Source organism: Marinobacter sp. PE14 (genome assembly GCF_053566155.1).
In genome coordinates, this window is sequence record NZ_JBQXNY010000003.1 from 173,958 (window position 1) to 197,281 (window position 23,324).

The 23,324-nt window shown below is 58.6% G+C and carries 21 protein-coding genes; 15 read left to right on the top strand and 6 right to left on the bottom strand.

All coding sequences use genetic code 11. The annotated features are described in order from the left end of the window. The first annotated feature begins 3 nt into the window (after positions 1-3). Together lysS and ung are read left to right on the top strand one after the other, a co-directional pair. Positions 4-1,539, top strand: coding sequence for a lysine--tRNA ligase (gene lysS, locus ACWJ62_RS11485; RefSeq protein WP_449286315.1), 1,536 nt, complete (start codon positions 4-6; stop codon positions 1,537-1,539). 3 nt (positions 1,540-1,542) lie between these two features. Then, a complete protein-coding gene (gene ung / locus ACWJ62_RS11490; protein WP_449286316.1) occupies positions 1,543-2,277 on the top strand; it encodes a uracil-DNA glycosylase in 735 nt (244 codons plus the stop codon). Between the two features lie 166 nt (positions 2,278-2,443). On the opposite strand, the gene ACWJ62_RS11495 is transcribed toward ung, so the two are convergent. The 5 genes from ACWJ62_RS11495 to nadB form a co-directional block, all read right to left on the bottom strand. After that, a complete protein-coding gene (locus ACWJ62_RS11495) occupies positions 2,444-3,277 on the bottom strand; it encodes an HDOD domain-containing protein (protein WP_014576275.1) in 834 nt (277 codons plus the stop codon). A 121-nt stretch (positions 3,278-3,398) separates the two neighbouring features. Then, positions 3,399-4,394 (bottom strand): CAF17-like 4Fe-4S cluster assembly/insertion protein YgfZ, encoded by a 996-nt coding sequence (ygfZ, locus tag ACWJ62_RS11500; RefSeq protein WP_449286317.1) that lies wholly within the window; start codon positions 4,392-4,394, stop codon positions 3,399-3,401. Between the two features lie 30 nt (positions 4,395-4,424). Then, positions 4,425-4,880, bottom strand: coding sequence for a hypothetical protein (locus tag ACWJ62_RS11505; protein ID WP_449286318.1), 456 nt, complete (start codon positions 4,878-4,880; stop codon positions 4,425-4,427). Next, entirely contained in the window at positions 4,864-5,136 is a 273-nt protein-coding gene (locus ACWJ62_RS11510) for an FAD assembly factor SdhE (protein WP_449286319.1), read from the bottom strand. Before ACWJ62_RS11510 ends, ACWJ62_RS11505 begins: the two co-directional genes overlap by 17 nt. Before the next feature lie 39 nt (positions 5,137-5,175). After that, complete coding sequence (gene nadB, locus ACWJ62_RS11515; protein WP_008176209.1) at positions 5,176-6,780, bottom strand: L-aspartate oxidase; 1,605 nt, start codon at positions 6,778-6,780, stop codon at positions 5,176-5,178. A gap of 134 nt (positions 6,781-6,914) precedes the next feature. On the opposite strand from nadB, the gene rpoE reads away from it, so the two are divergent. The 13 genes from rpoE (at position 6,915) to pdxJ (ending at position 20,288) form a co-directional block, all read left to right on the top strand. Then, a complete protein-coding gene (rpoE, locus tag ACWJ62_RS11520) occupies positions 6,915-7,601 on the top strand; it encodes an RNA polymerase sigma factor RpoE (protein ID WP_008176207.1) in 687 nt (228 codons plus the stop codon). A 15-nt stretch (positions 7,602-7,616) separates the two neighbouring features. Beyond that, positions 7,617-8,177 carry a sigma-E factor negative regulatory protein gene (locus ACWJ62_RS11525; RefSeq protein WP_449286320.1) on the top strand — a complete coding sequence of 187 codons (561 nt, stop codon included), beginning with the start codon at positions 7,617-7,619 and terminating at the stop codon, positions 8,175-8,177. 67 nt (positions 8,178-8,244) lie between these two features. Continuing rightward, entirely contained in the window at positions 8,245-9,219 is a 975-nt protein-coding gene (locus tag ACWJ62_RS11530; protein WP_449286649.1) for a MucB/RseB C-terminal domain-containing protein, read from the top strand. Continuing rightward, a complete protein-coding gene (locus ACWJ62_RS11535; protein WP_449286321.1) occupies positions 9,216-9,665 on the top strand; it encodes a SoxR reducing system RseC family protein in 450 nt (149 codons plus the stop codon). The genes ACWJ62_RS11530 and ACWJ62_RS11535 overlap by 4 nt, the downstream gene beginning before the upstream one ends. Before the next feature lie 134 nt (positions 9,666-9,799). Beyond that, positions 9,800-11,224 carry a DegQ family serine endoprotease gene (locus ACWJ62_RS11540; RefSeq protein ID WP_449286650.1) on the top strand — a complete coding sequence of 475 codons (1,425 nt, stop codon included), beginning with the start codon at positions 9,800-9,802 and terminating at the stop codon, positions 11,222-11,224. Between the two features lie 126 nt (positions 11,225-11,350). Then, positions 11,351-14,077, top strand: coding sequence for a bifunctional diguanylate cyclase/phosphodiesterase (locus ACWJ62_RS11545; RefSeq protein WP_449286322.1), 2,727 nt, complete (start codon positions 11,351-11,353; stop codon positions 14,075-14,077). A 104-nt stretch (positions 14,078-14,181) separates the two neighbouring features. Next, positions 14,182-15,984 carry a translation elongation factor 4 gene (gene lepA / locus ACWJ62_RS11550; RefSeq protein ID WP_088829587.1) on the top strand — a complete coding sequence of 601 codons (1,803 nt, stop codon included), beginning with the start codon at positions 14,182-14,184 and terminating at the stop codon, positions 15,982-15,984. Between the two features lie 12 nt (positions 15,985-15,996). After that, on the top strand, positions 15,997-16,803 hold the full coding sequence (gene lepB, locus ACWJ62_RS11555; protein ID WP_449286323.1) for a signal peptidase I: 807 nt from the start codon (positions 15,997-15,999) through the stop codon (positions 16,801-16,803). A 26-nt stretch (positions 16,804-16,829) separates the two neighbouring features. After that, the gene (locus ACWJ62_RS11560; protein WP_008176189.1) at positions 16,830-17,219 is read left to right on the top strand and encodes a DUF4845 domain-containing protein; all 390 of its coding nucleotides are present in this window, start codon (positions 16,830-16,832) and stop codon (positions 17,217-17,219) included. Continuing rightward, positions 17,216-17,905, top strand: a complete 690-nt coding sequence (gene rnc / locus ACWJ62_RS11565) for a ribonuclease III (RefSeq protein WP_008176185.1) — start codon at positions 17,216-17,218, stop codon at positions 17,903-17,905. Before ACWJ62_RS11560 ends, rnc begins: the two co-directional genes overlap by 4 nt. Further along, entirely contained in the window at positions 17,905-18,822 is a 918-nt protein-coding gene (era, locus tag ACWJ62_RS11570; RefSeq protein WP_008176182.1) for a GTPase Era, read from the top strand. Before rnc ends, era begins: the two co-directional genes overlap by 1 nt. A 7-nt stretch (positions 18,823-18,829) precedes the next feature. Next, positions 18,830-19,558: a DNA repair protein RecO gene (gene recO, locus ACWJ62_RS11575; RefSeq protein WP_449286324.1), complete on the top strand. Its 729-nt coding sequence runs from the start codon at positions 18,830-18,832 to the stop codon at positions 19,556-19,558. Then, entirely contained in the window at positions 19,548-20,288 is a 741-nt protein-coding gene (pdxJ, locus tag ACWJ62_RS11580) for a pyridoxine 5'-phosphate synthase (protein WP_449286325.1), read from the top strand. Before recO ends, pdxJ begins: the two co-directional genes overlap by 11 nt. A gap of 12 nt (positions 20,289-20,300) precedes the next feature. Here the strand turns inward: pdxJ and ACWJ62_RS11585 are convergent, their stop codons facing one another. Then, complete coding sequence (locus ACWJ62_RS11585; RefSeq protein WP_449286326.1) at positions 20,301-23,174, bottom strand: ATP-binding protein; 2,874 nt, start codon at positions 23,172-23,174, stop codon at positions 20,301-20,303. Between the last annotated feature and the right edge of the window lie 150 nt (positions 23,175-23,324).

Genomic DNA, 23,324 nt, shown 5'->3' on the forward strand with positions numbered 1-23,324 from the left:
AAAATGACTGATCAAACTCAGAATGCCGCACAGCATGAGGACAACAAGCTGATTGCCGAGCGTCGCGCCAAACTGTCAGAGATGCGCGACCAGGGCAACGCCTTCCCGAACGACTTCCGTCGTGACGCCACCGCCGCCGAACTGCAGGCGAAATACGGTGAAAAAACCAAGGAAGAGCTGGAGTCCCTCGGTATCAAGGTGGCCATTGCCGGCCGTATGATGCTCGATCGCAAGGCATTCAAGGTGGTTCAGGACATGACCGGCCGGATCCAGATCTACGCGTCCAAGGATGTCCAGAAAGACACCAAGCACTGGGATCTTGGGGACATCGTGGGTGTGCGCGGCACCCTGTCCAAGTCGGGCAAGGGCGACCTGTACGTGACAATGGACGAGTACGTGTTGCTCACCAAGTCCCTGCGCCCGTTGCCTGAAAAGCACAAGGGCCTGACCGATACGGAAGCCCGTTACCGCCACCGCTACGTCGATCTGATGGTCAACGAGGACAGCCGCCGGGTGTTCTATGCGCGCTCGAAGATCATCAGCGCCATGCGCCAGTACTTCACCGACCGGGACTTCATGGAAGTGGAGACGCCGATGTTGCAGGTGATTCCTGGCGGGGCCACGGCGCGACCCTTCGTGACCCACCATAACGCTCTGGGCATCGACATGTACCTGCGTATTGCCCCGGAATTGTTCCTGAAGCGCCTGGTCGTTGGCGGCTTTGAGCGGGTGTTCGAGATCAACCGGAACTTCCGGAACGAGGGGCTTTCCACCCGTCATAATCCGGAATTCACCATGGTGGAGTTCTATCAGGCATACGCCGACTACAACGACCTGATGGACCTCACCGAGGACATGCTGCGCACCATCACCCAGAAGGTGCTGGGTTCAGCCACAATCGTGAACACTCGCGCCCTGGCCGATGGCAGCGAAGAAACCATCGAGTACGATTTCGGCAAGGCTTTCGAGCGCCTGACCGTGGTCGATGCCATCCTGCGCTACAACCCGGACATCAAGCCGGAGCAGCTGGCGGACGACGCCAGTGCCCGCCAGGTAGCGAAAGACTTTGGTATTCATCTCAAGGATGGTTGGGGCCTGGGTAAAGTCCAGATCGAGATCTTTGAGGCGACGGCCGAACATCGCCTGATGCAGCCGACGTTTATCACCGAGTACCCCAAAGAAGTGTCGCCTCTGGCCCGCTGCAAGGACAGCAACCCGTTCGTCACTGAACGCTTTGAGTTCTTCGTGGGTGGTCGCGAAATCGCCAACGGCTTCTCGGAGCTGAACGACGCCGAAGACCAGGCCGAGCGCTTCCAGGCTCAGGTGGCCGAGAAAGACGCCGGTGACGACGAGGCCATGTTCTACGATGAAGACTACGTGATGGCCCTGGAATACGGCCTGCCCCCCACCGCCGGTGAAGGTATCGGAATCGACCGCCTGGCCATGTTGCTGACCAACTCGGCGTCAATCCGCGACGTTATCCTGTTCCCGGCCATGCGCCCCGAGCACAAGGCCGACAGCCGGAAAGACGAGGACTGATCCATGAGTCCGGTTGAGGTACTGGCCAGCCAGCTCAGGCCCGACCGGGGCTGGAAAGAGCATCTCTCGGAAGAATTTCGCCAGCCCTACATGCAGGGCCTGGCGGAATTCCTCGCCGCCGAGGAACAGGCCGGCAAAGTCCTGTTCCCTGCCAGCCAACACTGCTTCAACGCCCTCAACAGCACGCCACTGGACAACGTAAGAGTGGTCATTCTCGGGCAAGACCCATACCACGGCCCTGGCCAGGCCCACGGCCTCTGCTTCTCCGTGCGCCCGGACGTGGCCATCCCACCCTCGCTGGTGAACATCTTCAAAGAAATCCAGGACGACCTGGGCATCGCTCCCCCGGACCACGGCTGCCTGCAACCCTGGGCCGAGCAGGGCGTACTGCTGCTCAACAGCGTTCTGACCGTCGTCCAGGGCCAGGCCGGCGCCCACCAGGGCAAAGGCTGGGAAACCTTCACCGACAAAGTCATCGAAACCATCAACCGCGAACGGGAAGGCGTGGTATTCCTGCTCTGGGGCAGCTACGCCAAAAAGAAAGGCCAGCACATCGACCGCACCAAACACCTGGTCCTGGAGGGCCCCCACCCCTCGCCACTGAGCGCTTACCGGGGCTTCTTCGGTTGCAAGCACTTTTCGAAAGCGAACGACTGGTTGCAACAGCAGGGAAAGCCCACGGTTGATTGGGCGCTGCCAAGCAAAGCTGAGCTGATCGAGAGATACAAGAAGAGCTGAAAGGGTAGGTAAGAAGTGCCCTTCCAATGTTCGATCGGTGTGGGGGCAGTGAGTCTTTCCCGACAGGAAAAGGTGTCTGAGCGCAGCGAGTTCTTTTCCCGAGGGAAAGACTCACCGCCCCCGCGCCAGCCACCAAAAAGCGAGGGGGCACACGAAGTACCGGGTATTACTGAAGCAGCGCCATAGCCGCTTCCATCTGAGCGTTCAGATCCTCTTCCTCGCTCATGTCGATATTCGGATCCAACCCAAGACGATCAAACGCCGAAATCTTCGTCCAGTCCATTTCATTCCAGGGGTGCTCTGACCCCGCAACCAGCTGCAGATTGGCCACCATCACCAGATCCGCATAGTCGGCCGTCGGAACTTCACGGTTGAAGTTGGCGTATTCCAGGGGAACGTTCTGGAGCTCTTTCGGGAAATCCCACTTCTTGAGGATGGTCGCCCCGATCTTTGGATGCAGCTCATCAACCACGTTGTCCAGCATGATACTGCTGATCTGGATATCCTGGTCTTCCACATAACGCAGGATTGGCAGTACACCGATCAGGTGCACCAGACCTGCAAGGGTAGCCTGGTCAGGCTTGAGTTTCGTGTAGTGTTGGGCCAGAACATGGCACACACCGGCGACTTCGGTACTGGTCTGCCAGGTGGCGCGCATGCGCTTGTCGATCATGTCGGAAGTGGCCTGGAACATCTGCTCCATGGCCAGGCCCATGGCCAGGTTGCTGGTGTAGGCCATACCCAGGCGGCTGACCGCCATATTCAGGTTCTCGATGGCGCGACTGCCGCGAAACAGCGGGCTGTTGGTTACCCGGATAATGCGTGCGGAAAGTGCCGTGTCATTGCTGATGACCTTGACCAGATCGGCGATTGAAGAATCCTCGGACTGTGCAATATCTCTGACCTGAAGAGCCACCTCTGGCAGGGTGGGCAGCACCAGCTTATCGTTTTCGATGGCAGCGTTGAGATCGGCTTTGATGGTTTCGACAATATTCGACATGGTCAGTTAAGGTCCGCGTGTAGGTTCCGGCTGATGGCCCTGGTGTCCCGGGCGCTGCCGGAATAAACATGTGAGCTACTGCATAGCAAAATAGCAAATTCTGGCGCGTTTGCCTGTCAACTTATGTATCTGATTGTGCGCTTTTTTCCCTTTCGGGCACCGGGTAGGGTAGTGGCATTGGCACCAGCACCACTTCTGGAAGGCCATCCGGATGCAGGTTTTTTTCGGCTGCATCGTGACGCACAACAGCGAGCAGCTCTATGCTGCCGTCGCCATATTTTACGACGTTTACCACTTCCCCCACTGACCGTTCGCCCGCAAGGAGCGCGTTTCCAGGAGCGGGCAGGTCTTCGGCCTGTTCAACACGGAAACGGAAAAGGCTCTTTTTCAATTGCCCAAGGAAGTGCATGCGGGCAATCACCTCCTGACCCGTGTAGCAGCCTTTCTTGAAATGCACGCCGCCCACATGCTGCCAGTTCAGCATCTGTGGCACGAAGGACTCCTGTGTGGCGGTCGTGAGAGAGGCGACGCCCGCCGCGATTTCGGAGGCCTGCCAGTCGGCCACCGACATACGGGAGCTGGCGGGAAGTGCGGCTTCGCCTTCCTCAGTGTGCCAGAGCTCGAAGCGGGACGTGCCCTCGGCTGTCGATTGCGTCTTCACGAGGATGCCATCAGGTAGTGTGCAGGTGTCGCCGGGATCTTTCAGAGAGTCCAGTGGCTTTCCGGCGAGCGTTTCTGCCAGCCCGTTGCCCAGAATACCGATAATCTTCGTTTCCTGAACCACCTCCATGGTGGTTCCACGAAACAGCATCAGATATTTGCGCAAGTGGCTGATGATGTCGTCAGCGAGTTCGGCGTGAAAGTCCATCAGGATATCGTCGCCTGACCGGACCATGCGAGTGAGGCAGTAGGCGCGACCCTTGGGCGTAGCTGCGGCCGCTCGCGGTGAATGCTCCGGGGTTACCTCATCGAGGTTCTGGCTGAACTGGCCCTGGAGAAACTTGTCGGTGCCCGGGCCGCTGACGCACACAACCACGCGGTCGTCGAGATCCGCCCAACCGTTGCTCGGCAGGGGATACTCTGCAACGGCAGATACAGAGGCGTCTGTGTCGGTCATGGCGTTCTCCAGGTCATTGAATCAGTGAGATTATCGCCGGGTATGGCCCAGTCTGAGCCATACCCTGAGACGACGGAAATCCTCCGCCGGAACATTGCCCGACCTTCCGGGTATCGGTGCCAGCAGGAGTGAAGTGTATGAGCGGAATCTGGTGCCGGCAGGCCGAAGTTTCAAGAGTGCCAGCCCGGACCAGATCCGGCTGGAGGCTAGCGGAATAACCTCTACCTGCTGATTGTCTCCGATTCTGGCATACAGTTTGTCCTGTTCGATCAGAAGGCCACTCACGGAACCAGCGCCCAGAAGTAACCCGTTTGACCGATACTGCAGGGCGGCGCCCCACAGTGCAATCGGGATTGTAACGAGAAGCCAGAATTTGCCTGCCAGCACCGCCATCACCAGGAACGCCAGCAGAAAAAGCCATGGCAGCACCGCAAGCAGGCCAACCAGCAGGGAGGGCGTGAGCGTTAGTTCAATCCGGCTGGACACGTTTGAGAATGATGTCGACCATGCGTTGAAGATCAGGATCTGCCGGACGGCTGCGTTGCATGAACCACTCAAACATGTCGTTGTCTTCGCAGGTGAGCAGTTTCCTGTAGCGGGCCTGGTCTTCAGCGTCGAGATCGCGAAAGGCCTCTTCCATAAAGGGAATCAAAAGGTTATCCAGCTCCAGCATGCCTCTGCGGCTATGCCACCAGAGGCGGTTGAATTCTGCTTTTTCAGACGATGCAGGTGTCTCTGACATAGTGTTTACCATTGAATCCTGTGTAAAAACGGTGTTCGTTCAGGGCGCGAGTGTACGGTAGGTGGTGGGAACCAGCACGGTATCACGCACCTCATTGATCAGTCCCGGATAATCGAGAGTGTAGTGCAGCCCTCGGCTTTCCCTGCGCTGCAGTGCCGAACATATGATGAGATCAGACACGGTGACCAGGTTCCGAAGTTCCAGCAGGTCGTTGGTGACACGGTAGTTGCTGTAGAACTCACCGATTTCCGCAGACAGAAGGTCCACCCGGTGCTTGGCCCGCTGCAGCCGCTTGGTGGTCCGCACAATGCCGACGTAGTCCCACATGAAATGGCGAAGCTCGTCCCAGTTGTGGGAGATTACCACGTCCTCGTCGGAGTCCCGGACCTGGCTTTCATCCCAGTCTGGCGCCTCTGGCGGTGGCGGAATGTCGGCTTCCCGGCGGGCGATATCCGCCGCAGCCGCACGGCCATAAACCAGACATTCCAGCAGGGAGTTGCTGGCCATTCGGTTGGCGCCATGGAGCCCCGTGAAGGCGGCCTCGCCGACCACATAGAGCTGGTTAACATCGGTCCGGGCACGTTCGTCGCTCATGATTCCGCCACAGGTGTAGTGAGCGGCTGGAACCACGGGAATGGGCTCACGGGTAATATCGATACCAAAGCCCAGGCACTTCTCGTAGATCGTGGGAAAGTGATGCTTTATAAAGTCGGCAGGTTTGTGGCTGATGTCCAGGTACAGATGATCAGCGCCCAGTCGTTTCATTTCGTGGTCAATGGCCCGGGCAACGATATCGCGGGGCGCCAGCTCGCCACGCTCGTCAAAGCGATCCATGAACCTGGAACCATCCGGCAGTTTCAGCAGGCCACCCTCGCCCCTCACGGCTTCAGTGATCAGGAAGGATTTGGCGTGAGGGTGATACAGGCACGTGGGATGGAACTGGTTGAACTCCATGTTTGCGACCCGGCAACCGGCCCGCCAGGCCATCGCAATCCCGTCTCCGGAAGCGCCGTCCGGATTGGTTGTGTAGCGGTAGGCCTTGGAGGCGCCACCGGTGGCAATCACTGTGAATCGTGCCCGGAACAGCTCCACGTGGTTGTCTTCAAGGTTCAGGATGTAGGCACCGACGCATCGGTTTCCCGGCAGGGACAGTTTGCGATTGGTGATCAGATCCACCGCCACCCGACCAGACATGAGTTCTATGTTTGGTCGTGCCTCCGCCTGGGAGGTGAGGGTGGTTGAAACCGCATGCCCCGTGGCATCGGCTGCATGAATGATGCGCCGATGACTGTGGCCGCCTTCACGGGTCAGGTGGTAGTGGGCGTCCTGATCCCGCGTAAAATCGACGCCGGAATCGATCAGCCAGTTGATGCTTTCCCTGCCATGTTCGACCGTGAACCGCACAGCGTCCTCATGGCACAGGCCGGCGCCAGCATTGAGGGTGTCGGAGATGTGGTTTTCGGTGGAATCCTGATCATCCAGAACGGCGGCGATACCGCCTTGTGCCCAGAGCGTGGCGCCGCTGCTGATCTGGGCCTTGCTCACCACGCAGACCTTCAGGTGCTCTGGCAGATTGAGCGCGACGGTGAGGCCGGCAGCACCACTGCCGATAATGAGAACATCGTATTCGAAGGACTGTGGCATCGGGTCGTTATCGCAGGCCATAATGTGGACGTGTATTGAACTAAACTTTACGCTTGCTGTCTATTTGGCCTGACAGGGTGAGCCGCCTGACCGGTGGTCTAGCCCGTTTCATGAACGGACGCCGGATAGCATCAATGACGCAGCGAAACTTGGTACAGGCCGGACAGCTGGCCATCAAATCAGGGAACCCCGGCAACCAGTCCATGACTCCTGATACAGAGAAACAACAGGGCGATCACCCGGACAGCCAGACGGATCTGCAGCTGGTGCGCAAGGTCCGTAATGGTGATCGCGCGGCCTTCGATCTTCTGGTGGTCAAATACCAATCCAGAGTCGCATCAATTATCAGTCGGTACGTCTACGACAGTCAGGAAGTCATGGATCTGACTCAGGAGACCTTCGTAAAGGCGTTCAGGGCGATCGAGCGCTTCCGCGGGGACAGCGCCTTCTATACATGGCTGTACCGGATTGCCGTCAATACCGCGAAGAATTACCTGGAATCCCGCGGCCGGCGTCCGCAGGGCAGTGCCGACTCAGCGGAAGCGGAGAATTTCGATGACGGTTCACGGCTGCGTGACACCGCTTCACCTGAACGGCTCCTGCAACGGGAACAGCTCCAGAAAGAATTGAACAAGGCGATCGCCCAGCTTCCTGAGGAGCTGCGCTCTGCCTTTCTGCTCAGGGAATACGATGGACTGAGCTACGAGGATATCGCGGGTATCCTCGAGTGCCCGATTGGTACTGTCCGTTCAAGAATATTCAGAGCCCGGGATGCGGTTGATCGGCATCTCGGGCCTTTACTCAATCACTCGGTGACGTAATTGAGGTTGCATCCCATGGATGATCGTCTCAGAGAAACACTGTCCGCCATGATGGACGACGAAGCTGACGAACTTTCGGTACGTCGCCTGCTTTCCCACGATCGCCAGGACGAGGTTCGGGCGCAGTGGCAGCGTTGGCAGGATGTTCGCGACCTTATGCATGACGGCCACTCCCCGGCTCACGGTATGGATGTCAGCGTTGGTGTCCGTGAATTGCTTGACGGGCGGGGTTCTAACGCGGCCAGGCCGGAAACTGCCGTACCGGCCACCAGGTCCGGCCGCTGGCATTGGCCGGCTGCCGCCATGGTTGCCATGGCGCTCCTTGTCGGGTTCGGTGCTGGTGCCGGTTGGGATTCCTCCGCTACCGGGCCGGTACAGCCCGTGACCGCAGCCGCACCAGAAACGCCTGTGCAGGAACAGCCGGTCAGGGAAATTGCCCTGCAGGGTCTTGATGAGGAGCAGTGGGAGTATATGAGTCGCTACCTGCTGGAGCACGCACAACACAACAGCGTTGGCGCCGGGCGGGGCGCGGTCGGCTATGCCCGTCTGGTCAGTGCCAACGGTGCCGGCTACTGAACCCCGGAGCGAGAGTTTAATCATGCCTCAAGTCTTCATTAATGTTGTTCCAAGCCATGCGCTGTCCATGCTAGTGGGTTTTTTTCTCGCGCTTGCTGGATCGCTGCCGGCTGCGGCGGACGAAGACGAGGCATCCGCCTGGCTTGAAAGGCTGGGTCCAGCCCTGAACATGACGTCCTACCGCGGTGTGTTTGTTTACGCCCGGGGCGGGAGCGTGCACTCCATGCAGATTGCCCATCGTTATAATGATGGCGTTGTTGAGGAGCGGCTGGTGCTGCAAGACGGCGGCAGTGGCGAAATTGTTCGCAAGGGCATGAATGTGGTCTGCGTGCTTCCCGAAACAGGCCGCGTCAAGCTTGACCAGGTGATTCCTTCAGGCCCATTTGCCGAAGCGTTCACCAGTCAGCTGATGCCGGTCAGCCACTGGTATCGGGCGGAAATGAAAGGAGAGGACCGGGTCGCAGGATATGACGTGGTTTCAGTGGCGCTAAGCGCCAAAGATCCCTACCGCTACAGTCACCGGCTCTGGCTGGAAAAATCCACCGGTCTTCTGGTGAAGAGCCACGTTCGTAATGCCGAGGGGGAAGTGCTCGAGCAGTTTCAGTTTACCAGCCTGCACATCGGTGAGGACATTCCCGATAGCGAATTTGAGATCCGTACCGAGGGCCGTGAAATCTCCAGAACGCTGGATGAGCCTGCTGCTACGGCATCGGTGGTCCAGCGTATGGACGGGTGGCAGCTTGGCTGGCGTCCGGAAGGGTTTGTCCCTGCTGCAGCGCCCCGCTCTGGCAAGGGTCAGGCGGTTGCCTTCTCCGATGGCCTCGCCGCTTTCTCGGTCTTCGTCGAGCCGGCTGGCCCGGTTACCATGCCGACGGGTGCCTCCCTGATCGGCGCCACCACCGTTTATATGCACCAGCTGAGGGAAGGGGATAACGCTTTTCTGATTACCGTTGTGGGTGAGCTGCCCCCGCAGACTGCCCGCCAGGTTGCCGAATCGGTGCGTATTGAAGACTCAGTTGCCCTGGGTGCGGGTGAACCGTGATTACTGAAACTGGAAAAGTTGTCGCGCTTAAGGGCGACAAGGTCTGGGTCCAGACGATTCGAACCAGCGCCTGTCAGAGTTGTGCTGCCCGCAATGGTTGTGGCCAGAAAGTCCTGGCGGCTGCTTCCGGCGGACGCGCCAACCAGATTCTGGTGACCAACTCGGTCAATGCCAGGGTGGGAGATGAAGTAACCATCGGAATCGATGAGCAGGCGTTGCTGGGCGCTTCCATTCTGGTCTACGCCGTCCCCCTGCTCCTGATGGTCGTCGCAAGTATCCTCGGGCACCAGATGTCCGGTGGTAGCGACGGCGCCGCGATGCTGGCCGCTGTCGCTGGACTGGCTCTGGGTTTTTTCGCAGGACGCAAACTGCAAGACGCGGGCGGCAAGGAGTATGAGCCCCGCCTGGTCCGGGTAAGCCGGATAGCCTCTGAAAACTGTCTGTAAACCCTACGGTTTTGTAAGTTGAAAATCGGTGGGCCGAACCCAAAACTACGTCTAGGTGTAAGAACAACAGGGGGTACAACATGTCGAGTGCAACAGCAGTTGCCCAGTCGTCACGTAATTTCATACCCGGAAGGATGCCGGCCGCTTTGCTGATTTTGCTGTCCGCCGTGGTTTTGGCAGGCTGGAGTCAGGCGAGTTCAGCCCGAAGTCTGCCTGATTTTACCGAGCTGGTTGAAGATAACGCCGGTGCGGTGGTGAACATCAGTACAACCACCGAGCCCACGCGCCGCAATTCCGGCTCCCCCGGAATGCCGTTTGATGAGCGTCAGCTGGAACAGCTTCCCGAGTTTTTCCAGGATTTCTTCCGCGGCCCCCAGTCTCCGTTTGGAGGTGGGCCTGGCAACTCCCAGCCACGCCGTTCCATGGGCTCCGGGTTTATTGTCTCCTCGGACGGTTACGTACTGACCAACAATCACGTGGTCGAGGGTGCCGATGAGATCATCGTGCGGCTGAATGACCGGCGCGAGCTGCCTGCGACCCTGGTTGGAACGGATCCTCGTTCCGATATGGCCGTGCTGAAAATTGAAAATGGCGATGACCTGCCGGTCGTTCAGGTAGGTCGGTCCCGGGACCTGAAAGTCGGTGAGTGGGTTTTTGCGATTGGCTCCCCGTTCGGATTCGATTACACAGTAACTGCCGGAATCGTCAGCGCCCTGGGTCGCTCGCTGCCATCGGAAAACTATGTGCCCTTCATTCAGACCGATGTGGCGATCAACCCGGGCAACTCCGGCGGCCCTCTGTTTAACCTGGAGGGCGAAGTGGTCGGTATCAACTCCCAGATCTACACCCGCTCTGGCGGTTTCATGGGGGTCTCCTTTGCCATTCCCATTGACGATGCGATGAACGTGTTCCGTCAGTTGCGGGACAATGGCTCTGTGTCCCGTGGCTGGCTCGGGGTACTGATTCAGGAAGTGAACCGTGATCTGGCCGAATCCTTTGGTCTCAAGCGGCCCCGCGGTGCATTGATTGCCGAAGTGATGGCCGGTTCGCCGGCGCAGGCAGCCGGCTTGCAGGCAGGGGATATCGTCCTTAGCTATGACGGCGACGAGGTGCAGCTTTCCTCTGACTTGCCGCCCATGGTTGGCCGCACGCCGGTTGGTGAAACTGCCGAGCTGAGAGTGCTTCGCGGGGGCGAGGAAATCGAGCTTCAGGTTGAAATCGGCCGCCTTCCCGAGGAGGGAAGCCAGCAGGCTTCAGCACCTTCCAGTGACAGTGATGGTCCCGGCTCCGCGCCCCTGGGCATGATGGTCGAACCGCTGCCCACAGACATGGCCGACTCCATGGGTATTGACGGCGGTGTCGTGGTCAATAACGTCGCGCGGGGTGCTGCCTCCGAAGCGGGCATCCGTGCGGGAGATGTGATCACAGAAATTAATCGCCAGAAGGTGACATCGGTGCAGGAATTCCGCGAGGCTGTCCAGTCGCTGCCCGAGGGCAAGGCGGTATCGGTTCGGGTGGTTCGCCAGGGCCGGGCGCTGTATCTGGTGATGAAGCCCTGATACCCGTCTGCTGATCCGCATTATTGGAAAGAAAGCCCCTGCAGGTGTTGGAAACGACACCTGCAGGGGCTTTTGTTATACTCCGTCGGTCAATAAAAACGAGTGGCCATGGAACGGACCAGCCCCATGATGAACAGACAGGAACTCTCTCTTCGCAAGTTACTGGAATTTCGCAATGCCTGGGTTGCCTGGCTGATCTTCGCCGTGGCCGTTGCCGTCACCCTGTTGCTTTGGCAGGTGTCCATCCGGCTGGTCGAAGACCGCACGGAAGCCCGTTTCCGCACCCAGTCGCTCCAGCTTAAATCCGCCATCGAAGAGCGCTTGCTGAATTACGAGCAGGTGCTGGCCGGCAGTGCCGGTCTGTTTGCGGTGGCCGGAGACGTTTCCCGTGACCAATGGCGCGAATACGTGGACAAGGTTGATATCAACCGCTACTACCCGGGCATTCAGGGTATAGGCTATGTTCGTCGTATCGGTGTACGCCAGATGGCCGATCATATTGCTTCTGTCCGCGCTGAAGGGGTGCATAATTACCTGGTGAACCCGCTGGGTAGCGGCCCCTACTATTACCCCATGGTATATTTGGAGCCTGGCACGGAGCGTAATCGACGGGCCCTCGGCTACGATGCCTTCAGCGATCCCATTCATCGCCAGGCCATGGAGCAGGCCCGGGATGATGCTACCCCCACGGTGACTGCCAAGGTGGTGCTGGTCCAGGAAGAGCTTGGCGAAGACCAGGCCAGTTTTCTGATGTATTACCCCGTCTACCAGGGTGGAGAAGTGCCCGAGATCCGGGCCGAGCGTCGCATGATGTTGGCGGGCTATGTGTTCAGTGCCTTCCGGATGAACAATCTTATCGACGGCATCGTTGGCCTGATCTCGCCGTTTCTGGATGTCCGGATCTACGATGCCGGAGTCGTGGAACGGCAGAACCTCATGTACGGCTCCAATCTGGGGTCTCTGGACAACGAATTCAGTTTCCAGATGAGCCAGACCATCAGCCATGGTGGTCGCGACTGGCTGTTGCAGACCCGTTCAACACCAGCCTTTGATTTCCTGGCCTCGGATCCGCGGCCTCCGATTGTTCTGGGCAGTGGCCTGGTGATCAGCGCTCTGTTGTTTCTTTTCGTGCTTGCCCTGATCCGTTCACGCCTGATGGCGCAGATCAGTGCCGGCCGCTATCGGGCGATTACCGAGGGCGCAGCCAATGTCACCCTGGTGATGGACCGTACCGGGCAACCCCTTTACGCGAGCCCTTCCAGCCTCGATATCCTTGGCTTCGAGCCGGATCAGGTTCAGGCCCTGAACTTTGAGGAGCTCGTTCATGGTGACGACTGGCCCCAGCTGCAGAGAGGCTTTGACGATTCCGTTCAGTCGCCGGGCAAACAGATGCCGGTCATCCGGGTCCGTATCCGTGATGCCCAGGGGCAATGGCGGGACATGGAGGGCACCTTTACGGCCATGTTGTCGGTGCCCGGCGTCAATGGCGTTGTGCTTAGCCTGCGGGATCTGACCCAGCTCAAGGCCGCCCAATCCGAGCTGCACAGGCTGGCATTCTATGATCCGCTCACCGGCCTGGCGAACCGGCAACTGTTCCGGGACCGTTTGAATCACGTGGTCAGCCGCAGTCGCCGGAGTGGTGAACCGGCCGCCCTCATGTTCCTGGACCTCGACGGTTTCAAACGTATCAACGACACCCTGGGCCACGATTCCGGCGATGAACTGCTTTGCCAGGTGGCGCAGTGGCTGGTGGGTTGCGTCCGTGAGGAGGATTCGGTTGCACGGCTCGGCGGCGATGAGTTTGTGGTTTTGTTGTCCCGGATCAGTGACTCCGATGCTGCCGGCAAAGTCGCAGAGACCATCCTGCGCAGCCTGTGCCAGCGAATCCGGCTGAACGATCACGAAGTTGGCATCACGGTCAGTATCGGCATCACCATGATTCCCCACGACAGTGAGGATGCCGGAACCCTGATGAAGTACGCTGATCTGGCGATGTATCGTGCCAAGGAACTGGGTCGGAATACGTTCCAGTTCTTCACCCCGGCCATGAACATCAAGGCGGCAAGGCGGCTTCTGCAGCAGGAGGAGTTGGCCACGGCGCTGGATGGCGATCGCTTCGTTCTGCACTACCAGCCGAAGATTGATCTGGCCAGTGAACGGGTCATTGGGGTGGAGGCGTTCCTGCGCTGGCACCATCCGGAGAAGGGTCTGGTGTCGGCACAGCAGTTCATAGGTCTTGCTGAGGAAACCGGCCTGATTGTCCGCCTCGGTGAATGGGCCCTGAGACAGGCCTGTATCCAGGTTCAGGCCCTGGAACGGGCCGGCTTTGAATCCCTGAAAATGGCGGTGAATCTGTCCGTTCGACAACTGACCGATTCGGGCTTCCTGGACATGATCCGACAAGTCATCACCGAGACGGGCGTCTCGCCGGAGCGGCTGGAGCTGGAGATGCCGGCGGAGCTGCTCAATGAAGATCCGCGAATGCTCAGGGAGTTGCTGGTGTCACTTCATGATCTCGGGGTCTGCCTGATCCTCGACGATTTTGGCACCGGCTCCTGTTCACTGGTTGCTTTGCAGCAGCTACCGCTGGATGTTATCAAGATCGATCATCGGTTCATTCGCGACATTCCCTACAATGTCAGCGCCACGGATGTTGCATCCGCAGTGATTGCCCTGGCCCGCAAGCTCCACCTCACGGTGGTCGCGGAGGGTGTGGAAACCCCACAGCAGCTGAGCTTCCTGAAAACCCACGACTGCGCCCAGTGCCAGGGCAACCTGTTCAGCTATCCGCTGGACGAGGATGCGCTCATTGGTTTCCTTATCCGGCAGTACGAAAGGCCGCTGATTTCCTGATCATGGCAATGGCGGCCGGTAACCGGTAAAATCACGCCGTTCCCGGATCCGGGTAGCGGCCCCTCCGGGCTCAATCCTTCGTCTTAACTGAGTATTCATTGTCTGTGACTGAACTGAGCCGAATCCGTAACTTTTCCATCATCGCCCACATCGACCATGGTAAATCCACGCTGGCAGACCGTTTTATCCAGGTTTGCGGCGGCCTGACCGACCGTGAAATGGCTGAGCAGGTCCTGGACTCCATGGATCTCGAGCGTGAGCGAGGGATTACCATCAAGGCCCAGAGTGTCACGCTGAATTACACCGCCCGTGACGGGCAGGAATACAAACTGAACTTTATCGATACACCGGGCCACGTGGATTTTTCCTACGAGGTTTCGCGCTCGCTCTATGCCTGCGAGGGAGCCCTGCTGGTGGTGGACGCCGGGCAGGGTGTTGAAGCCCAGTCTGTGGCCAACTGCTACACTGCCATTGAGCAGGGTCTCGAAGTAGTGCCGGTACTGAACAAAATGGACCTCCCACAGGCCGAACCGGAACGGGTAGCGGCGGAAATCGAGGACATCATTGGCATTGAAGCGTCTGATGCGGTTCGCTGTAGCGCCAAGAGTGGCCTGGGCGTGGAGGATGTACTGGAGGATCTGATCAAGAAGATCCCGCCACCGAAGGGCGATCGCAGCGCGCCTCTGCAGGCTCTGATCATCGATTCCTGGTTCGACAATTATCTGGGTGTCGTCTCACTCGTGAGGGTGACCGAGGGAACCTTGAAAAAGGGCGACAAGATCGTCATCAAGTCTACCGGCCGGGCCTGGAATGCCGATAAGGTCGGTATTTTCAATCCCAAACCGAAAGACACCGACATGCTGGAATCCGGCGATGTCGGCTTCGTGGTGGCCGGTATCAAGGACATTCACGGGGCCCCTGTGGGCGATACCATCGTGCACCAGAAGTTCGCCGAACAGACGCCGATGCTCCCGGGGTTCAAGAAAGTGAAGCCCCAGGTCTATGCCGGCTTGTTCCCGGTCAGCGCCGACGACTACAACGATTTCCGGGATGCCCTGGAAAAACTCACCCTGAATGATGCCTCCCTGTTTTTCGAGCCAGAGAGCTCCGATGCTCTTGGCTTCGGTTTCCGCTGCGGTTTCCTTGGCATGCTGCACATGGAAATTATCCAGGAGCGGCTGGAACGTGAATACGACATCGACCTGATCACCACGGCGCCAACGGTGATCTATGAGGTGGTTACCAAACAGGGTGAGACCCTGTCGGTAGACAATCCGTCCCGGCTTCCGGATATTGGTTCCATTGAGGAAATGCGTGAGCCGATTGTCGAAGCAAATATCCTGGTGCCCCAGGAGCATATCGGTAACGTAATAGCCCTGTGCGAGGAAAAGCGTGGCGTCCAGAAGAACATGCATTTCATGACGACCCAGGTTCAGCTCACCTATGAGCTTCCGATGGCCGAGGTGGTGATGGACTTCTTCGATCGCATCAAGTCGGCCAGCCGCGGCTTCGCCTCTCTGGATTACCACTTTACCCGATTCCAGACCGCCAATCTGGTGCGGCTGGACGTGCTGATCAATGGCGAGCGCGTTGATGCACTGGCCCTGATCGTGCACAAGGAACAGGCCAATTACAAAGGCCGACAGCTGATCGAAAAGATGAAAGAACTGATTCCGCGGCAGATGTTCGATATTGCCATTCAGGCCGCCATTGGTAACCAGGTGGTCTCGCGGGTCACCGTGAAGGCGCTGCGCAAGAACGTAACCGCCAAGTGCTACGGTGGTGATGTCAGCCGGAAGAAGAAACTGCTGCAGAAGCAGAAAGAAGGTAAAAAGCGTATGAAGCAGCTGGGTAATGTCGAGGTGCCTCAGGAAGCGTTTCTTGCCGTACTGAAAGTGGATAAATAAAAGGCCTCCTGGATGGATATCGATTTTCCCCTGGTACTGGTGGTACTGACCTTCGCAACGGGTCTGATCTGGCTGGCGGACAAGCTGTTTCTTCGTGAGCGCCGTCTTGCTGCCTACCGGGCCAGCGGCGCCGGCCACGCAGTGGATGAAGGCTCCCCAGCGGAATCGGAGGAGCCAAAAGAACCCTACCTGGTTGACCTTAGCCGATCGTTTTTTCCGGTGCTGGCCATTGTGCTGGTGCTGCGCTCTTTCCTGGTTGAACCGTTCCAGATCCCGTCGGGCTCCATGTTGCCCACGCTGGAAGTCGGCGATTTCATTCTGGTGAACAAATACGCCTACGGGTTCCGGCTGCCGGTTGCCGGCACCAAAGTGATTCCGGTCGGCGATCCCCAGCGCGGCGATGTGATGGTCTTCCGCTACCCGGAGGACGGCCAGACCAACTACATCAAACGGGTGATCGGTTTGCCCGGTGACCATATCCGCTACCGTGACAAGCAGCTGTTCATCAATGGCGATCGGGTGGAAACCCGGTTTATTGCGCGGTTACCGCCGATGGAGCTGCGCCGCGAGGATCTCGGTGAAGTAGAGCACGACATTTTCCTGACCATGGGCCGGTCTGGCGGCAGTGGTGAGGGCGAGTGGCTGGTGCCCGAGGGTCATTATTTCGTCATGGGTGACAATCGCGACAACAGTAATGACAGTCGCTATTGGGGCACGGTCCCGGACGAGCTGGTGGTGGGCAAGGCCTTTGCTATCTGGATGCACTGGAAATCCCTTACCAGTCTGCCATCCTTTGATCGTGTAGGCGGAATCGAGTAACTCGGACTATCTGGAGCGCAGTCATAATGAAGAAAAACAATCTTTCCGGCATGGGCCGTCAGCGCGGTGCCTCGGCATTGACCATGATGGTGATGGTGCTGTTTTTTGGTGGCCTGCTGACGCTGGTGATCAAGCTTGGTCCCGCCTATCTGGATGACATCACCATTCAGGAAGCGCTGGAAAGCCTTGATGGCACCGAAGGCCTCTCCCAGATGGGGCCGGCCCAGGTTCGTACGTTGATCAACAAACGGCTCAGCGTGAACAATGTCCGGGGATTTGATGCCAAGAATATTTCGGTCGATAAAGACGGCGATCTGGTCGTTATCAATGTTGATTACGAAGTGCGCAACAACCTGTTCAGCAATGTGGATACGGTAGTTCACTTCAAGCACAAATATGAGATGAAGGGCAAGTGAGTTCACAACCGGATCTGGATCAGTTACAGCGACGCATCGGCTATCAGTTCAAATCGCCAGAGCGGCTTCTGCTGGCACTCACCCACCGGAGCTATGGAAATCAGAATAACGAGCGCCTCGAATTCCTCGGTGATTCCATTGTGAATATGGTGATTGCCGAGTATCTGTTTCTGCACTTCGAAAAAGCCCGAGAAGGCCAGTTGAGTCGTCTGCGGGCCCGGATGGTAAAAGGCGTTACACTTGCCGAAATTGGTCGGGAGTTCCAGCTCGGCACATACCTGCGACTGGGCTCGGGAGAGCTGAAAAGCGGGGGTTTCCGCCGGGAATCCATTCTGGCCGACGCCGTGGAGTCCATCATCGGCGCGATCTACCTGGACAGTGATTTCCATACCTGCCGGGAGCAGGTATTGCGCTGGTTCGAGCACCGTCTGGAAAAGCTCGACTTGCAGGATACCCAGAAAGACCCCAAGACCCGTTTGCAGGAATACCTTCAGTCCCGCCAGTTTCCACTGCCGCGCTATGACGTGATTTCCGTGGACGGCGAGGCCCACAACCAGACATTCCATGTATCCTGTGCGCTGCCATCGCTGGACCGAAAGACCACCGGGACCGGCAGCAGCCGCCGGGTGGCCGAGCAGCAGGCAGCCCGTAACGCCCTGAAAGAACTGGGCGTGGAGAACCAGTAATGAACGATATCACCCGTCCGGAAAACCCGGACAGTCGCTGCGGTTTTGTGGCCATCGTTGGCCGTCCGAACGTGGGCAAGTCCACGCTGCTGAATCATATTCTCGGGCAGAAGCTGAGCATCACTTCCCGCAAGCCGCAGACCACCCGTCATCAGGTGCTTGGTATCAAGACCGTGGGGCCGGTGCAGGCGATCTACGTGGACACACCGGGCATGCATGAGGAAGAGCCCCGGGCCATTAACCGTTACATGAACAAGGCGGCCACGTCGGCGCTCATTGATGTCGATGTGGTGGTGTTCGTGGTGGATCAGCTGGCCTGGACGACCGCCGATGAGATGGTGCTGGAGAAACTCAGCCGGCTGAAATGCCCTGTGATCCTGGCGGTGAACAAGGTCGACAAGATTGAAAAGCGGGAAAGCCTGCTGCCGCACCTGGACATGCTCTCTAAAAAGCGTGAGTTTGCCGAGATCATTCCGCTTTCGGCGCTGAAAGAGACCAATCTCGAGCCTCTGGAAGAGGCGGTGGGGCGTTTCCTGCCGGAGAGTATTCACTTCTACCCGGACGATCAGATCACCGATCGCAGTGAGCGTTTCCTGGCGTCGGAGATTGTCCGGGAAAAAATTACCCGCCAGTTGGGGGCCGAGCTGCCTTATTCCGTGGCGGTGGAGATCGAGGAGTTCAAGCGGGAGGGCAAGACCCTGCATATTTCCGCGCTGATCCTGGTCGAGCGTGAAGGCCAGAAGAAGATCATCATCGGCGAAAAAGGTGAACGGATGCGCCGGATCGGTCAGGAGGCGCGCACGGATATGGAGCGCATGTTCGACAGCAAGATCATGCTGAGGCTCTGGGTCAAGGTGAAGCGTGGCTGGGCAGACAGCGACCGGGCCCTGAAGAGCCTGGGCATGAACGACCTCTGAGGCGGCTATGAAGGGGCCTGAGCTGCAGGAGCCCGCTTATGTCCTTCACCGCCGGCCCTGGCGGGAAACCAGTCTGATGGTGGATCTCTTTGCCCTGAACCATGGCCGGATGACCGTCATTGCCCGGGGCGCCAACAGTGCTAAAAGTCCTCTGAAAGCCCAGCTGCAGCCGTTCCAGCCGCTGGTGGTGGACTGGGCCGGTCGGGGCGACCTGAAAACCCTGACCCAGGTTGATGTGCGAACCGGCCCTGCAATCACCCGGACAGTGTCGCTCTATAGTGGCCTCTACCTGAATGAACTGTTGCAGCGGGTTCTGCCCGCTGCTGATCCCCATCCGACCCTCTTTGCGGCCTACATAGATGCCATTGGGCAGCTGTCCGACACCAAAGACGTGGAGCCGGTGCTGCGGCGGTTTGAACTCGCCTTTGCGTCCGCCCTCGGCTATGACTTTGCCTGGGATCTTGCCACCGATACAGGGCAATCCGTCGAGCCCGGCCGGGAGTATTGTTATGATCCGGAGCAGGGCATTGTGTCCGGGCTGTCGCCCGGTGTGCGCCTGCGGAATCTTCCCGGCGGTGTTTTACTCGATCTCGCCCGTGAAGATTTGCAATCGGATCGCTGTCGGCGGCTGGCTAAACGGGTTATGCGGGTCCTGATCGATTACCTTCTCCAGGGGCGTCCCCTGAACAGTCGCAGCCTTTTCACTCACCTTCGGGGAGAATCCCATGAATCCTAGAGTACTGCTTGGCGTCAATATTGATCACGTTGCCACCCTCCGTCAGGCGAGGGGTACCCGGTACCCTGATCCGGTCCAGGCAGCGCTGATGGCCGAGGAGGCCGGTGCAGACGGCATCACAATCCATCCCAGGGAAGACCGGCGTCATATTCAGGATCGGGATGTGCTGCTGCTCAAAGAGGTGCTCCAGACCAAGATGAATCTGGAAATGGCGGTAACCGATGCGATGCTGGCGTTTGCCGAACAGGTGCGGCCGGAATGTGTTTGCCTGGTGCCAGAGAAGCGTGAGGAATTGACCACCGAGGGCGGTCTGGATGTCGAGGGTCAGGAATCCCGGGTTGCCAAGGCCTGTGAACGCCTGGCCCGGATTGGTGCCGAGGTTTCACTGTTTATTGATCCGGATCCGGTCCAGATTGATGCCGCGGTCCGCTGCGGCGCGCCGGTAGTGGAGCTGCATACCGGAGAGTATGCCGAGGCCGAAACTCCTGAAGCCGAGAACGCCGCCTTCAAAACCATTGCCGACGCCGTTGCCTACGCCCGCAAGAAGGGGCTGATTGTGAATGCCGGCCACGGCCTGCATTACCACAACACCGAGCGAGTGGCGGCAATCCATGGCATCAACGAACTGAATATCGGCCACGCCATCATCGCCCGCGCGGTGTTCACCGGTCTCAAAGAGGCGGTCCGGGATATGAAAGTCATCATCGATCAGGCCCGAAGTCGGGCCTGATCTGGGGCAGTCTCAGGTCGTTTCGGCGGCCTCATGGCGTTCCCGGAACAGCTGTTGCCAATCGGTCTGGTCGCTCCAGATCTGTAGGCGCTCTATGGCCGAGATCAGCTGGTCTTTCTGGTGCTCCAGATCCGGCGCAGAGCATTTGATGGCCGTTTCCAGATGGTTGGCTGCGGCTCTCAGTTCCGGCACGCCGCAGTAGCGGGTAGCGCCATGGAGCTTGTGAACACACTCCAGTAGTTCATCCATGTTGTCGTTCGCCCAGAGTTCCGCAATCCGCCCGCGGTCTACATGAACCTGCTCCAGCAGCATGCTGAACAGTTCCTCGGCCAGGTCCGCCTTGCCGGCGGCCAGTTGAATGCTTTCGTCCACGCTGACGCAATCCTGCTGCATTTTGCGAGTTGATGGCCGGAGCGCCCGACGGGTGTCGCGAACTTCCGGAACTGGAAGCCGGCCGTCGCTGCCGCTCTTCGGGCAAACATAGCCGGTGTACTCATGAATGATGTCGTTGAGCTGGCCACTGCTGATGGGTTTGGGCATGTAGCCATCGAAGCCCTGCTTGGTCAGTCGTTCCTGCTCGTCTGCCAGGGCATGGGCCGTCAGCGCAATGATTGGGGTCCGGTGATTCCCCGTATCCATCTCCCTTAGCCTTGCAGTGGTTTCCACTCCGTCCATGCCGGGCATCTGAAGATCCATGAAGACCAGGTCGAAGGGTTTCTGTCTGGCCTTGCTCAGGGCTTCAAAGCCGCTGGAAGCGCTTTCGGCATCCAGTTGGCAGTCTTCGAGCAGGGTCATCACCAGCTTGAGGTTGGCATCGTTATCGTCCACGGCCAGCACTCTCGGAACATTGGCGGTCGTTGCGCGGTTGGCCGAAATCTCGTATTCGGGGACCCGCCCGCTGGAATTGATGCCGTGCACCAGCAGCAGAAGCTCGTCGTAAAGGGAATCTCGACACACCGGTTTGGTGAGGTGGCCGCTGGCAAGTCCCGATAGCGGTGTGTCGTGGGTTTCAAGGGTTGGGGTCAGTAGCAGTGTCCGGCAATCCCGTTCGATCTCCAGGGTGCGGACAAGCCCACAGTACTGGCTGGAATTGAGGAGGTGTCGGGTGATGCCCAGAATCGCCACCGCATAGCCTGCCTGGCTTTTCTGGGCCTCCTCAATGTGTTCCTGCAGGGCACCCGGTGACGCAACCCGGTCCACCACCATGCCCCAGTCTCGTAAAAGGTGTTCCACGGCCAGCCCGGTGGTTTTCTGTTGTTCCAGGTAAATGACCCTTTCCCCTCGCAGGGCATCCCTGGGGGCAATGGCTTCACCACTGGTGGCAAGCTCAGAGGTGAGGGTAAACCAGAAGGTGGAGCCTTTGCCCAGCTCGCTTTCGAGCCCGATCTTGCCGCCCATTTCTTCCACCAGACGCTTCGAGATGGCCAGTCCAAGGCCGGTGCCACCGTATTGCCGGGCCGTGGAGGCATCGGCCTGGCTGAACGCGTTGAACAGAGACTGCTGCTGGGCCCGGGAGAGGCCCACACCAGAATCGGTGATGCTCAGGCGCAGGGTTACGCGGTTGGTATCGGCTTCTTCCTCTTCCAGGCTCGCCCGCAGGACCACCTCGCCGGTCTGGGTGAACTTGATGGCGTTGTTGACCAGATTGGTGATCACCTGTTTGACCCGCAGGGGGTCGCCCATGATGTTGTCCGGCACGTCGTTATAGACCAGTGGCACCAGATCGAGATTTTTGGCGTGTGCCGCTGGCGCCAGCATGACCATGACTTCCTCGACGATATCCCGTAACTGGAAAGGCACCCGGTCCAGGATCAGCTTACCAGCCTCAATCTTCGAGAAATCGAGGATGTCGTTGATGATAGTGAGCAGGATCTCCGACGACTTCCTGATGGTGCTCAGGTGATCCCGTTGCTGACGTGGCAGGGGGCTCTTCAGGAGCAGTTCGGTGAAACCTATGATGCCGTTCAGGGGGGTGCGGATTTCGTGGGACATGTTGGCCAGGAACTCTGATTTGATCCGACTGGCCTCCAGCGCTTCTTTTCGAGCGAAATCGAGCTCGATGTTCTGGATTTCGATGGTCTCCAGCGTTTCCCGCAGATCTTCGGTGGCCTGATCGATGTTCTGCTGCATTTCAGCCTGGGCCTTGCTCAACTCCTCGGCCATGGCATTAAGGCCGGATTCCAGCTGCTCGAACTCAGGGCCTGCGCCGGTATAGACGCGGGTGTCCAGCTTGCCTTCCTTAAGTTTGGCTACGGCTTCGTTGAGCTCGAACACCGGATTGGTAAACGCCCGGCTCAGGCGCAGCGCAATGGCCATGCTGAGAATAACGCCGCCGAGAACCAGCAGCAGGGAAATCAGCAGGGCTTTGTAGGTCTCCTTTTCGGTGCGGATGTGGGACATTTCCACAACCACCCAGCCCAGAGGCTCCCGCAGATTCGACATTGACTGGCGAGCATCCGGGTCCAGCATGCTCTCGATCATCAGATCCTGGAGAAAAACGGGGGTAATGAAGCGGGTGCTGTTTTCCCGGGATATCCGGGTTGCGTGCTCGGCATTGAGCTCCCCGGACTGCACGGTTTCGGAGCTTCCCGGCCCGGTATGGAGGAGGCGGGAGCCGTCACTGCCGAAGAACGTAATGGAGCGGACGTCCTGCTCTTCCAGAAGGGCATTGGAGAGACTGCTGAGCAGGCTGCGATTGGCGGTGAACAGGCCATACTCGGAACCGGCGGCGAGCTGACGAGAGAGTGATTCGCCGCGATCCTTCAGCAGGCTTTCTATATTGTTAACCCAGCTGTAGGTGAAGAACAGCCCCAGCATCAGGGTGGTCAGCAGGGTGGGAACCAGCGTTACCACCAACACTTTCTTGCGAATGCCCCAACGTCGCATACCGTGATCCTGAATTATTGCTTTTGTCCGCGTCGCAGAGCGGAAAACGTCCGTGTTAAGAATAGCTGATCCGGAAAGGGATAACTGTGGTATCAGTCCCGACAGTACCGGAAAAGCCCGTGGCGGATATAGCCGCCGGTCATGGATATA

Excerpts from the sequence above, each read along its gene's own strand:
- rpoE (WP_008176207.1), top strand. The coding sequence starts at position 6,915 with ATGACGCAGCGAAACTTGGTACAGGCCGGACAGCTGGCCATCAAATCA.
- pdxJ (WP_449286325.1), top strand. The coding sequence starts at position 19,548 with ATGAATCCTAGAGTACTGCTTGGCGTCAATATTGATCACGTTGCCACC.
- ACWJ62_RS11495 (WP_014576275.1), bottom strand. The coding sequence starts at position 3,277 with ATGTCGAATATTGTCGAAACCATCAAAGCCGATCTCAACGCTGCCATC.
- recO (WP_449286324.1), top strand. The coding sequence starts at position 18,830 with ATGAAGGGGCCTGAGCTGCAGGAGCCCGCTTATGTCCTTCACCGCCGG.
- ACWJ62_RS11560 (WP_008176189.1), top strand. The coding sequence starts at position 16,830 with ATGAAGAAAAACAATCTTTCCGGCATGGGCCGTCAGCGCGGTGCCTCG.
- ygfZ (WP_449286317.1), bottom strand. The coding sequence starts at position 4,394 with ATGACCGACACAGACGCCTCTGTATCTGCCGTTGCAGAGTATCCCCTG.
- ACWJ62_RS11540 (WP_449286650.1), top strand. The coding sequence starts at position 9,800 with ATGCCGGCCGCTTTGCTGATTTTGCTGTCCGCCGTGGTTTTGGCAGGC.
- ACWJ62_RS11510 (WP_449286319.1), bottom strand. The coding sequence starts at position 5,136 with ATGTCAGAGACACCTGCATCGTCTGAAAAAGCAGAATTCAACCGCCTC.
- ACWJ62_RS11585 (WP_449286326.1), bottom strand. The coding sequence starts at position 23,174 with ATGCGACGTTGGGGCATTCGCAAGAAAGTGTTGGTGGTAACGCTGGTT.
- ACWJ62_RS11545 (WP_449286322.1), top strand. The coding sequence starts at position 11,351 with ATGATGAACAGACAGGAACTCTCTCTTCGCAAGTTACTGGAATTTCGC.
- lepB (WP_449286323.1), top strand. The coding sequence starts at position 15,997 with ATGGATATCGATTTTCCCCTGGTACTGGTGGTACTGACCTTCGCAACG.
- ung (WP_449286316.1), top strand. The coding sequence starts at position 1,543 with ATGAGTCCGGTTGAGGTACTGGCCAGCCAGCTCAGGCCCGACCGGGGC.
- ACWJ62_RS11525 (WP_449286320.1), top strand. The coding sequence starts at position 7,617 with ATGGATGATCGTCTCAGAGAAACACTGTCCGCCATGATGGACGACGAA.
- nadB (WP_008176209.1), bottom strand. The coding sequence starts at position 6,780 with ATGCCACAGTCCTTCGAATACGATGTTCTCATTATCGGCAGTGGTGCT.
- lysS (WP_449286315.1), top strand. The coding sequence starts at position 4 with ATGACTGATCAAACTCAGAATGCCGCACAGCATGAGGACAACAAGCTG.
- era (WP_008176182.1), top strand. The coding sequence starts at position 17,905 with ATGAACGATATCACCCGTCCGGAAAACCCGGACAGTCGCTGCGGTTTT.
- ACWJ62_RS11530 (WP_449286649.1), top strand. The coding sequence starts at position 8,245 with ATGCTAGTGGGTTTTTTTCTCGCGCTTGCTGGATCGCTGCCGGCTGCG.